This window comes from Ammoniphilus resinae, from assembly GCF_017873965.1.
In the GTDB taxonomy this organism is placed as follows: Bacteria; Bacillota; Bacilli; order Aneurinibacillales; family RAOX-1; genus Ammoniphilus_A; species Ammoniphilus_A resinae.
This window is the reverse complement of the sequence record NZ_JAGGKT010000001.1, coordinates 416,970-429,430: the sequence shown is the minus strand read 5'-3', so window position 1 is coordinate 429,430 and position 12,461 is coordinate 416,970. Positions and strand designations below refer to the sequence as shown.

Annotated in this window: 14 protein-coding genes and 1 other annotated feature; all 14 genes read right to left on the bottom strand. The window is 41.4% G+C overall.

Annotated elements, in window-relative coordinates; all coding sequences use genetic code 11:
• The gene (locus tag J2Z37_RS02005) at nt 1-783 is read right to left on the bottom strand and encodes a Spo0B domain-containing protein (RefSeq protein WP_245203540.1); all 783 of its coding nucleotides are present in this window, start codon (nt 781-783) and stop codon (nt 1-3) included.
• An 89-nt stretch (nt 784-872) separates the two neighbouring features.
• Nucleotides 873-1,163, bottom strand: a complete 291-nt coding sequence (gene rpmA / locus J2Z37_RS02000; RefSeq protein WP_209808384.1) for a 50S ribosomal protein L27 — start codon at nt 1,161-1,163, stop codon at nt 873-875.
• A complete protein-coding gene (locus J2Z37_RS01995; protein ID WP_209808383.1) occupies nt 1,157-1,510 on the bottom strand; it encodes a ribosomal-processing cysteine protease Prp in 354 nt (117 codons plus the stop codon). Before J2Z37_RS01995 ends, rpmA begins: the two co-directional genes overlap by 7 nt.
• Before the next feature lie 9 nt (nt 1,511-1,519).
• Entirely contained in the window at nt 1,520-1,831 is a 312-nt protein-coding gene (gene rplU, locus J2Z37_RS01990) for a 50S ribosomal protein L21 (RefSeq protein WP_209808382.1), read from the bottom strand.
• A 17-nt stretch (nt 1,832-1,848) separates the two neighbouring features.
• Nucleotides 1,849-1,926: a sequence feature (ribosomal protein L21 leader region), on the bottom strand.
• 66 nt (nt 1,927-1,992) lie between these two features.
• Complete coding sequence (locus J2Z37_RS01985) at nt 1,993-3,459, bottom strand: Rne/Rng family ribonuclease (RefSeq protein WP_209808381.1); 1,467 nt, start codon at nt 3,457-3,459, stop codon at nt 1,993-1,995.
• 56 nt (nt 3,460-3,515) lie between these two features.
• Nucleotides 3,516-4,379, bottom strand: a complete 864-nt coding sequence (locus J2Z37_RS01980) for a M50 family metallopeptidase (RefSeq protein ID WP_209808380.1) — start codon at nt 4,377-4,379, stop codon at nt 3,516-3,518.
• Nucleotides 4,372-5,175, bottom strand: coding sequence for a M23 family metallopeptidase (locus J2Z37_RS01975; protein ID WP_209808379.1), 804 nt, complete (start codon nt 5,173-5,175; stop codon nt 4,372-4,374). Before J2Z37_RS01975 ends, J2Z37_RS01980 begins: the two co-directional genes overlap by 8 nt.
• 112 nt (nt 5,176-5,287) lie before the next feature.
• Entirely contained in the window at nt 5,288-6,418 is a 1,131-nt protein-coding gene (gene rodA, locus J2Z37_RS01970; RefSeq protein ID WP_209808377.1) for a rod shape-determining protein RodA, read from the bottom strand.
• A 75-nt stretch (nt 6,419-6,493) separates the two neighbouring features.
• Entirely contained in the window at nt 6,494-7,291 is a 798-nt protein-coding gene (minD, locus tag J2Z37_RS01965; RefSeq protein WP_209808376.1) for a septum site-determining protein MinD, read from the bottom strand.
• 21 nt (nt 7,292-7,312) lie between these two features.
• A complete protein-coding gene (gene minC, locus J2Z37_RS01960; protein ID WP_209808375.1) occupies nt 7,313-7,990 on the bottom strand; it encodes a septum site-determining protein MinC in 678 nt (225 codons plus the stop codon).
• Nucleotides 7,991-8,086: 96 nt separating this feature from the next.
• Nucleotides 8,087-9,919, bottom strand: a complete 1,833-nt coding sequence (locus J2Z37_RS01955; protein WP_209808374.1) for a peptidoglycan D,D-transpeptidase FtsI family protein — start codon at nt 9,917-9,919, stop codon at nt 8,087-8,089.
• A gap of 28 nt (nt 9,920-9,947) precedes the next feature.
• On the bottom strand, nt 9,948-10,466 hold the full coding sequence (mreD, locus tag J2Z37_RS01950; RefSeq protein ID WP_209808373.1) for a rod shape-determining protein MreD: 519 nt from the start codon (nt 10,464-10,466) through the stop codon (nt 9,948-9,950).
• Nucleotides 10,463-11,356: a rod shape-determining protein MreC gene (gene mreC, locus J2Z37_RS01945; protein WP_209808372.1), complete on the bottom strand. Its 894-nt coding sequence runs from the start codon at nt 11,354-11,356 to the stop codon at nt 10,463-10,465. Before mreC ends, mreD begins: the two co-directional genes overlap by 4 nt.
• A gap of 18 nt (nt 11,357-11,374) precedes the next feature.
• Entirely contained in the window at nt 11,375-12,415 is a 1,041-nt protein-coding gene (locus J2Z37_RS01940; protein WP_209808371.1) for a rod shape-determining protein, read from the bottom strand.
• Nucleotides 12,416-12,461: the final 46 nt, after the last annotated feature.

The following is a 12,461-nucleotide window of genomic DNA, read 5'->3' as shown; positions in this document are numbered from 1 at the left end:
TTATTTCATCACCTTTGTTTTCACAGATAGAGGAACATAAAACTCCATAATTGATTCACTATTATTATGTAATCCTTCCACAAAGAAGCCTTCTCCATTCCCTAAATTCTTTACAAGGGTATGTAAAGCCGATAAAGAATTCTCTTCGTCTAAATTCCCTTCATACTCGGAAGATATGTATAAACTTTCTTCTAACATTTGGATATGCAGGACAAAAACGTTGGGATCCCCTTGATTGTCCAAGGCGTAGGAACGGTAAATTTCAATGATTCCTGTAATGAGGGTATAAATTCTTTCTTGATCCTCTACAGGAAATTCTGTTAAACTCAATGCTCCAGGTAATTCTACCTCCAAAGTCAGTTCCTTATGCAAGGCATTGAAGGTTAACAGATACATCACAAGCGGTTGGTATCCTAGATGGGAAATCTGGCTCTCTTTGTTTGCGATGTCCGTAACCTTTTTAATATATTCCTCACAAAAGTCATATCGCTGCAGCTTCAGGTAACCAAGCAACACCTGCAAATGATTGAGCCAATCATGCCGCTGATGACTCATACAAAGCAAAAAACTTTCCAATTCCCGAGAGGCTGGTTCCCTCTCTGCCTTTATCTTTTCCTGGCTATCATTCGATTCTTGCCGCCTTAACCGCCACATCTGAATAAGACCTAAAGATAAAAACAGAACGGACACAAAACTAAGGCCTACACCTACAAAGGATGGCAAAGGTTGTAATGGAATCATAAGTGTACAAAATCCCGAGATTAGAAACGGAAGGAATGGCATACGCTTCAAATTGATTACTCCTGTCTGTACTAATTTCTCCATATTTTAACACAAAAACCCGACAAATTGTCGGGTTTCTTGATTCCATATTAAGCTTCTTGTGCAATAGCTTCGATCACAACTTGTTTACGGTCACGTCCTAAACGCTTAAAACGAACAACACCATCAGCTAAAGCAAAGAGTGTGTCGTCTCCACCGATTCCAACGTTAAGACCTGGATAAATCTTTGTTCCGCGTTGACGAACCAAGATGTTACCCGCTTTAACGAATTGTCCATCGCCACGTTTTACACCTAGGCGTTTCGCAATACTGTCACGGCCGTTTTTAGTAGAACCTACCCCTTTTTTGGAAGCAAAAAATTGAAGATTCATTTTCAACATGAAGTCCACCTCCTATTTACTTTTCTATCATGAACTTTAACATATTTACCGTACTCTATAGCAACTGATTGCAGTGAAGAAATCATCGCATCCATCAACAACTGAACTTTCTCCTGTTCACCTTGTTCAAACGGAGGAATCCGACATTCCAGATATCCGCCATCCCCTTGTACCACAGGGAGTTCAATCCCTAGAAGATTGTATACCGCGTTGATCATTCCAAGCGAAATGCCTGAAATTGCTGCACATACAATATCTTCCCCCGGGTCGGCAAACCCAGCATGTCCATCAATTGTGATAGATTCGATATTCCCAGCTGCTTTTCTTGTTACATAAACATGAATCATGAGCTTCAATTAAGCATTAATGCTTTCTACAACAACTTTTGTATAAGGTTGACGGTGACCTTGCTTCTTGTGGTAGTTTTTCTTTGCCTTGTATTTGAAGACAATAATCTTCTGACCACGGCCATGTCTTTCAACCTTAGCTGTTACTGAAGCACCTTCAACTGTTGGACTACCTACAACTACTTGACCATCCTTATTCACCATAAGAACACGATCAAAAGTTACAGTGTCTCCTTCTGTTTGTGGAAGCTTCTCAATATAAAGTTCAGCACCTTGCTCTACTTTATACTGTTTTCCGCCAGTTTCAATAATTGCGTACATCTGCTGCACCTCCCTATACTTATACTAAGACTCGCCATTGCAGGTGCAGGGATCAAAACCTGTCTTCAACCTGTTTTGTGCGGTTGTAGCATGCGTGACAAGGTGCCATGCATGTTATCAACAAAAGACAGATTAACATAATTCAAGGTGGGCTGTCAAGCTTAGATTGGGCTTTGCAATGCCCGCTCTTTTACTTCCTTCACGGTACCAACGAAAGGGAGAGTATACTTTGTTTGATGAAGATTTTCATTCGTCCTTAAATACACGTGAACTCCCCACCTTTTTGTCTTTTCACTATTTAGATGTTTTTCCAGTTGTGGGTGAATTTCTAACAGGACTGCTTCAATATCAGGGTTCTTTGCATATTCTCGAATTTCCCTTTCGATTTTCGCGCAGACTGTTTCTTCTGAACTAATTTTCCCTGTCCCCTCACAATAGGGACATGGTTTTGTTAAATAATCCTCAAGGGTCTGCCTGGCTTTCTTTCTTGTCATTTCTAGCAACCCCAGTTGGGTAAATCCGAGGATATGTGTTTTCGTTCGATCTTTCTTCAATTCCTCTTTGAGGGAATCTAAAACAGTATTTCGATGTTGCTGGTGGAACATATCAATAAAGTCGATAATGATAATCCCGCCCAGGTCCCGGAGCCGCAATTGTCTGGCTATTTCCTTTGTCGCTTCCAAATTTGTTTTAAACACGGTTTCCGCCAATTCGCGGCTTCCAGTGAATTTTCCTGTATTCACATCAATCGATGTTAAAGCTTCGGTTCGGTCGATAATCAGATAGCCGCCGTTTTTCAACCATACCTTCCGTTTTAATGTCTTTTCCAGTTCACTTTCGATGTGATATGTATCAAAAATGCCTGTCCGTTCCGTATATAATTTGATCTTCTTTTTAAAATCTGGGATTACATCTCCTAACTGCTCCATCAGTTTTGTATAATCTTCCACATGATCAATCAGAAGTTCATCTATGTCAGGCGAAAAAACATCACGAACAATTCTTATCACGAGATCAAAATCTTTGTGAATCAAACGTTGTGGTTTACTTGCTCTCGCGGTTGTAAGGACTTTTTTCCACATTGCACGGAGAAAGAAAAAATCATTCGTTAGCTCTTCGGATGTGGCTCCTTCCCCCATTGTTCGCACAATGATTCCTTCCTGGTTTTCTCGCAGCTTTTCACAGATCTCCTGCAATCTTTTCCGCTCCTGCAAGCCTTCGATCTTGCGCGAAATGCCGATATATGGATCATCCGGCATATAGACGATAAATCTTCCTGGAAAGCTTAATTGTGTAGTAACACGCGCCCCCTTTGTTCCAACTGGCTCTTTTGTCAGCTGCACAACCAGCTCTTGGCCTTCTGTTAGGATTTCCCGGATATTTGGTTTTTCTTCTTTCTGTAAAGAGGACAAGCAATCATCAATATAAAGATATGCATTTTTTTCCAAGCCAATATCAACGAATGCAGCCTGCATTCCAGGTAATATATTAACAACCTTTCCTTTATATATATTACCTTCCAATCTCTCATTTCCCGGTCGTTCAATCCATAATTCAATTAATTTTCCTGCCTCAAGAAGTGCTACTCTTTTTTCCTGATCCGTAGAGTTCACAATAATTTGTTTCAACGTTATCCCTCATTTAATGCCTATTGGTAATGCCTATTAGTATATAGTAATGCCCATTAGTATATTGGATTCAAAACTGAAACCAGCTGCTGGGGTTTGATAAAAAAGGCTGAAAGCAGTTCTTCCTCTGAGTATATCGCAATGACCCTCCGATCGCGATCAATAACATGTATATAATGGTAACATCCTTTTTTCATCAGTTTAACCACTTCCCCCACTTTTTCATCCCGGTCCAAATAAATACTGCAAACTGTCATTGGTTCCTTTGATTTGATTTTTTGTTCTTTAAAGAGTAAAAAACGGATGAATTGATACTGGATTTTTTTCCAGGCCATACGGTTCTCCATTAATAAATAAACGCAAATAACAATTAAATTGATTTTAGCCGGGATAAAGAAGGATAAAAAGAAGAGGAAAAGGATCATTAGGATTGACCAAAGGATTGTCAAACGCACACTGCGATAAAAGGAATACCAACTGCATAGAAGAGCCTGAACAATTTTCCCTCCATCCAGCGGCCAGATCGGCAATAAGTTGAACGAGGCTATAAGCAGATTCCCTTGAATGAAAAATTGACACCATTTTGCATCCCAAAAATGAGTATTTTGGAATATTAAGGCCATTAGAATCATTAGGAAATTCATAAAAGGACCGGCTAATGCCACAATGATCTCATCCTTGGTGTTCGTCGACCCCGACTCATCCACTTGGGCCACCCCGCCAAAGGGAAGCAGTTCCATACTTCGTACTCTCCATCCGCACGCAAGTGCAGCAAATATATGTCCCAATTCATGAATCACGACCAGGGTGAAGAGCGTGATTACCTCTAAGAATTGTCCGGTCCATACAGCTGCAATGGTAACAACCCAAAATAGGGGGTGGATGCGAACTTTAAACCGTTGTAACTTTCTCTTATTCAAAAGGGATCACACTCGTCGGGTCAAGGGCATGGTCGTTTTTAATCAATGAAAAGTACAGCTTATCGCCTTCACCCACATGTGCAATGGTTTGCCCTGGATATACCCAATCATTTTCCCCTAGCTCGATCGGATTAACATTCGCATAGATGGATTGCGTTTGGTCCACGTGTTGGACGATAATGGTTTGCCCTAGTTCTTCCTTCTGTCCAACAAAAACAACCCATCCTTGATCAATGGCTAATACATTAGCCTCTGTTTCAGTCGCAATTTGAATTCCTTTCCCATCCATTGCAAAAGGTGTAATTACTTTTCCTTTTACAGGTACTACATAGTCCATTCCATTTTCACTGATTGTGGAAACGGGTTGTCCCTTTTCACTGCCTGAAAAGACAGGAAGTATAGTAGGCGCAGCGCCAAGTTTTTTTTCCAGCCAGGCAACAGTTCCTGCAAAGTTATATTCTCTCGTCATCACTTCTGTTACAAATTGTTTTCCGCTACTTGCCAACGGAAACGAGGTATTCTGAAGCAAAAAGACCAGACTGACAATAAATAAGGAAAGAACAGACTTCAACAAAAACTTACGACTGAAATAAGTGGTAGTTTCTGGTTCATGTTCTTGTTCATATCCATCATTCCATACATACTTACGTTCACGGCTGTATCCACTTCTTCTTTCCGCAGCATAATCATAATCCGCTTGAAATTCATCATCATAGGAATAAGCCTTTTCAAACGAACGCTCCCGTAACTGACGCAATCTCTCTTCCCTACGTTTCTTAATGGAATCCGATTTCATCCCAAAAACCTCCCTGGACTTGTCCTTACCCAACCTTATGAGATGAATATCAAAAATATACGTCATGATGCTAGAGATTAAAACAAAAAAAAGCTTCGAATCGAAGCTTCTATTAATCAAACATTAATGTCTTTCTCCTCATGCCTACGTTAAGCACAAGCCCGACGATAACCAGATTGGTGACGAGCGAACTCCCCCCATAGCTGATAAAAGGCAGAGTGATCCCCGTAATCGGCATTAATTGAATCGTCATCCCTACATTTTCGAAAATTTGAAAGACAAACATGCCTATGACACCGGAAACTAGGTAAGCACCAAAGGGATCTTTCGCATCCATCGCTATTCGAACCATTCGATAGATCATTAAGAAAAATAAAAAGATCAGAAGACTCCCGCCAAGAAAGCCAAGTTCCTCGGCGATTACGGTGAAAATAAAATCACTTTCCCCAACAGGTACCCAGCCGAATTTGGCCTGTGTCCCTGCGTTCATTCCCTTCCCCGTTAATTGTCCGGAGCCAATGGCTATGAGTGATTGGATCAACTGGAAGCCTTTATTCCCTGCGTCCAGTTCTGGATGAAGCCAATACTCAATTCGATCCCATTGATATGGCTTGACAAGCTTAAAAAACAAATTTTCCTTAAATTGATAAAGGTAGGTCAAAAAGCCAAAAAAGGATCCTCCTAGTCCTGCAAGCAAAGCAAAATGTCTTCCCCTTATTCCACCGACTATCATCATACTAATAAGAATCCCTGAAAATACAAGCGCATTCCCAAGGTCCGGCTGAATTAGAATGAGCATTGTAGGGATCCCAACAATAACAAAGATCGGAAACAACTCATAAATCTTTCGAAAAGGCTGCTCTTCCTCTGATTTTTTCGCGAAATACTTGGCCAAGGTCATGATTGTAATCATTTTCATTGGTTCAGCAGGTTGAAAGGAGATAGGCCCTAAATTGTACCAGCTTGTCGTATTATTTACCGGTTCAGTAAACAACACACCGATCAAAAGTACAACCCCAATCCCATAGAATATATAAACAAAATTTCCAATTAAATTATAATCAAACAACAGAACAATCATCAAAAAAACAAAGCCTATGGCATAATAAACCAGTTGTGTGCCTTCCAGGCTTAGATTCGGAGAGGCACCAGAAATCCCTAAATAACTATACCCGGCAAATCCAAAAAGAATTAATACAAGTATCCAATCCAACGTTTTTAAATATTTTGATTCAAAATCCATATCCATGCCTCCATTGGAATTATTATAACCTGAGGAGACTTAAAAGGAATAGCAGGAACTTAAAATAAGTCCCTGCTATCTTATCCCAAATAATTTTTTAACCTTCTTAAGAAAGCCGCCTTCTTTTTCTTCTAAGTTTAGTAAAGGAACGTGATCCCCAAGAATTCTCCGGGCAATATTGCGATAGGCCAGTCCCGCCTTTGATTCATGGTTCATGGCAATCGGTTCCCCATCTTTCGAGGCTTTAATTACTTTTTCGTCATCCGGAACGATACCAAGGATCTCGATCCCTAGCTGTTGAATGACATCATCAACCTCTAGCATATCGCCTTGTTTCATCATGCCATAGCGGATTCGGTTAATGATCAATTTAGGAGAACCGGTTTTTTCCTTCTCCAATAACCCAATAACCCGATCGGCATCCCGAACAGCCGTTGGCTCAGGGATCGTGATGACGATGGCCTGGTCAGCACCTGCCACTGCATTTTTGAAGCCCTGTTCAATCCCCGCAGGACAATCGATGATTACATAATCAAAATCCTGCTTTAACTCCTTAATAAGGCCTTCCATTTGTTCTGTATTAATAGCCGACTTATCTTTGGTTTGTTTGGCTGGCAAAAGAAAGAGATGCTCAAAACGTTTATCCTTAATAAGGGCCTGTTGAAGCCTGCATTCTCCATCAATGACATCAACTAGATCGTAAATAATACGATTTTCCAGTCCCATCATGACATCCAAATTGCGAAGACCGATGTCCCCGTCTACCAAACAAACTTTTTTTCCTTGCAAGGCGAGGGCTGTTCCTATGTTAGCTGATGTGGTGGTCTTCCCTACTCCACCTTTCCCGGAAGTTACTACGATTGCTTCTCCCATTGATTCTTATCCCCCGTTCTTCTATGTATAATCTCTTTTGTTCCAATAATTGGCTCGTAGCTTATGGACTTGGTTTATTTTATCTATTGACATCTGTCCATTCTCAAGATAGGCAAATTCCATATCATTGCTTCCATCGATCCATTCATCAGGGGGGCGACTAATCACATGGGCAATTCTCAACTGTGTGGGCCTCAAGAGAGAAGCGGCAATAATCGCTTCTTCATTTCCTTCACACCCTGCATGAGCCAATCCCCTTAGAGCACCAAGGACAAATATACTACCTGTACTGTAAATACAGCCACCGGGATTCACATCCCCCAGCAGCAGAAGGTCCCCCATATGTCTTAGTTCTTGACCAGATCTTACGGTTTTAGTTTCCACCCGGACCGTTGACATTAATTTATCCAGTAACGCCTGCTCTTTCGTGATGACCAGTGAGTCAATACTTTTTACAACGAGGTTGCTCTTTAATTTAATGATTTCTCTTAACTCTTTTTCTTCTTCGGACGTTAAATATCTATGACCAAGTTTAATTGTGATCGGAATTAAGGGGCCTGAAAGTATTTGCTGATGGCTATGTTCGATTTTATCTTTGAGCTGGAGAAATAAATCTTCCAGTGAACAGGTTTCATCCATAATAAAAACCAGGCCATCTTTCGTCCCCTTAATTGTCACAATGTTTTTTGTTGTCGTCATTCCGCCTATTCCCCCCACCTATACCCATTCGCCATTTTCCCCCTTTTTTCCTGCCTCTTGTTTATTGTCCATGGAATTCACTTAAGATCGGGAAATCTATGATTCTACTTGGAAAAAGGCCTCAAGTATTTTCCTTGAAATCGGGCCGCTCGTGTCTGAACCAGATCCCCCTTTTGGGACAATAACAACAAAGGCAATCTCCGGATTATTGGAGGGTGCATATCCGGCAATTAGTGAGTTGTCATTTTCAGTTCCTGTCTGTGCGGTACCAGTTTTTGCAGCAACAGGAATGACAAAATCTTTAAAGGTATAATAGGCAGTCCCGCCAGGTTCGGTAACCTTTTTCATTCCATCCTGGACAATATGAATCACCTCAAGCGGAATATCTACCCGGTTAATTACCTCAGGGTATCTTTGGGTAAGCAGACTTTGGTTTTCCTCGGACTCAAGATTACTAGAGCGAATTTCCTTCACCAAAAAAGGTCTCATACGATATCCATCATTGGCAATGGTAGCTATATATTGAACTAATTGCATAGGTGTATAGGCATTGTACTGACCAATCAGGGCATACGCCAGATTGCCAAGGTAAAAGGTGTCCGTCTTCCAGCCCGTTGACTCTCCAGGCAAGTCAATTCCCGTTTTTGTTCCTAAACCGAATTGTTCGAAATAATAATCCAAAACCTCGAATTTTTCCAGGTACTCCCGTGGCTTTTGTGGATATTCCGCTAGTTTCATGGCCAATTTATACATGTAAACATTACATGAATATTTAAGCGCCTGTTTAGCCGTAAGCGCCCCATGCCCGGTTTTTTTCCAACAAAATATCTCACGATCTCCGATCCTTAAACTCCCTTCACACGTTAGCCTCTCGTCAGGAGTAACCAGATGCTGATCAATTCCCAACATAACAGAAAGCGGCTTCATGGTAGAACCAATGGGGTACGCACTATTTGTAATGCGGTTAAGTTCTTTCCCTTTTATTTTCTCATTATATATTTTCCCGAAATAATCGGAGTAGTGCAGATTAAGATCATAATTCGGATAACCGGCTAAGGCGAGAATCTCCCCTGTTTTTGGTTTCATTGCTACCGCAATAGCCTCCGTTACTGCTGGATTATGCTGATGAATTCGGGTTACCTCGTCTTTTAGAATATTTTCCACCTTTTCTTGGAATCTCCAATCTATGGTCAAAACCAAATCGTGTCCTGGTACCGGAGCAGCGCTGAGATACTTATCTATGGTTTCCGCATTTTTATTCACAGTAACTTGATAAGATCCATCTCTTCCTCGCAATTCCTGTTCATAGGCCTTCTCTAGACCAGATACACCAATTTTATCTGTTGGCCTATAGCCTTTTGACATGTATTCTTTCACAAGGTTGACCGGAATGGAATTCACATAGCCGAGTAGATACGTACCTGTTGGTTCTGTTTCAGACCCGCGAATTTGCCGAACGGATTCCACGACCACTTCAACCCCTGGCAGATCCTTTCTTCTTTCTGCAATCTGAAACATCTGTTCTTTCGTAATTCCCACTTTAATCCGTCGGGGAATATATTTGGGCTGAGGATATTGAATTCGTTCCAAAACGGCGTTTGGCTCCATTCCTAGAATCTCAGCCAATTGGTTTGCCACCACTTTTTCATTGGTTTTCCCCTCTGGAGGGAGGTAATTTACTGTATAAGCCGGTTTATTCCATATCAATGGGATATGATGTCGATCAAAAATCATTCCCCGGGGAGCAGGCACATTTAATTTCTTCGTATTATTCACTGCGGATACTTCTAAATACTTTTCACCTTCGACTAACTGAACAAAAGATAAGCGCAAGATCAGGGATGCAAAAAACAAAAATACCATAACAAAAATTAAGGTAAGTCTTTTGGAAACAAAAGGTGGTAACGTCCCACGTTTCGGTTCACTCATCGCCTGACTTGACACCTCCTCCGGTTTATCAAACAGCCTCGTCTATCCGTCGTTCCCCCATCGTTTCTAAGAACGAAGTTAAAGGTCGATAAATGATCGCAGCAATAAATGTGTTGAGGAATGCCGTGGGGATATACTGTGACCAGTCGAACGATTCTCCGCCTGTTAAACCAAATAAATCCAGCATTCCATATCCAATGATTTCATGGATGTAAACGCCAATAAAAACGGTGATTAATACCAATAATACATTCAATTGAAAATATTGATAGGCCAAAGCACAGAGGTAGGGGATCACCGCCATGCTAAAAGCATATGCTCCAATGACGTCACCATATAACAAATCGATAAATAATCCATAAACAAGGCCAATAAAGAAGGCCTTTCTTCGCCCAAGATAGAGGGAAATAAAAATAATAATAATTAGTCCAAATCGCGGCAGAAAGTGAAAGGCTGAACCAATGACTTCAGCTATAAAAATTTGAAGCACGGTTCCTTCCATAATGAAGACCCCTGCTAGAATGGTTGCAAGAATTCCCCATTTCATGACCCTGTTCCCCCTTCTTCAGTTGGTTTTGGAACTGGAATTTCAGTAGGAGGAACAAATGATCTTTCCACTACAAAAACTTTCTCAATTTTTTGCAAGTCAGCATTTGGTTTAATAAAAGCATCCTTTGTTAGAAATTGATCGTCCATCCTCACAGCTACAATCTCACCCATGACTAAACCTTTTGGCACCGTACCGCCTAACCCGGAGGTAATAACCAACTGACCCGGAGAAACTTCAGATTGCATCGGTATTTTTCTCATGATTAACAGATTATTTTTAGGATCATACCCTTCTACAACGCCGAATATATGTTCTTTCCCTTGGATGATTGCTCCGATATGATTTCCCCGTTCAATATCCGTAACTAATTCCACCTGGGAAGAATAATTGGATACACTTTGTACTCTTCCAATGTAACCCTTGGGAGTAATGACGGCCATATTTGGCTCGATCCCGTCCTTTTCACCACGATCAATAATGACCGTATGATTCCATCTTTCCGGGCTTCTTGCAATGACCTCGGCTGCCCGAACTTTATAATCCGATAGTTTTGATTCCTTTGCATCCAGCATATCGCGCAGTTGCTCATTTTCAATTTTTAATTCCTGAAGGTCAGCTGACATTTGCGTATACTCTTCCATCTTTTGTTTCAAGCCCTTATTTTCCTCGAATGCTGAATACATATGTTTAATGTTCTCAAAAAAACCCGCTACAGCATAAGCGGGTTTGTATACTACTCCCTGCACCAGGGAAAAGGAATCCCGAATAAACCGTTCCGGCCAGCTCGGGTACGGTCGATCGTTCACAGTGATCCCCATTATAATAACGAGGAGTATTAAACTGACTAATAAGGCAAGCAACCGTCTTTTCAAGAAAAAATTAGACACAACTTAACACCTGCTTTTCTATCTTCCTCTTCGAGATCTTGTTGTAATTCCCGACTTCGACTTGAATAAGTGAAGATTTTCCAAGGCGCGCCCGGTCCCGATCGCAACACAGTCTAACGGATTTTCAGCAATGATCACGGGCATTCCTGTTTCCTGGCTCAATAGTTTATCCATATTCCGTAAGAGGGCCCCACCACCAGTGAGAACAATGCCTCGATCCATAATATCGGCAGCAAGTTCAGGTGGGCTTTTTTCAAGAGTGACCTTAACAGCTTCCACAATACTGTTCACGGTTTCCTGAAGCGCATCAGAAATTTCATGAGAGGATATTTCAATTGTTTTGGGAAGCCCGGAAATCAAATCTCTTCCCCTTATATCCATCTTCTCATTTTTTTCTGTAGGCATCGCAGATCCGATTTCCATCTTTAATGCTTCAGCTGTTCGTTCTCCGATCATTAGATTATATTTTTTCTTTATGTATTGTATGATCGACTCGTCCATCTCATCTCCGGCCAAACGACTGGATCTACTGGTAACAATCCCTCCCAACGAGATGATCGCTACTTCAGTCGTCCCACCTCCTATATCGACAACCATACTTCCTGTTGGTTCCCAAACGGGGAGATCTGCCCCAATCGCCGCAGCAAAGGGTTCTTCAATCGTATAGGCTTCCCTTGCTCCCGCTTGTTTTGTTGCATCTTCCACTGCCCGTTTTTCTACTGCCGTGATCCCTGAGGGAACACAAACCATAACATTCGGTCTTCGCGGCAAGATTCCTCTATTTTTTTGAGCTTGGCGGATAAAATAACGAAGCATTGTGGCTGTCGTCTCAAAATCTGCAATAACCCCGTCCTTCATCGGGCGCACCGCCACAATATTTCCAGGCGTACGTCCAATCATGCTTTTTGCGGCATTTCCCACTGCTTCAATTGTCCTGGTATCCGTTCGAATCGCAACAACAGAAGGTTCTCGCGCGAGAATCCCTTTTCCTTTCACATAAACTAATGTATTTGCAGTTCCCAAATCTATACCCATATCTCGTGAGAAACCACCGAACATCTATGCCGACTCCTTCCATACCTACCATAAATATTTAACTTTTTTG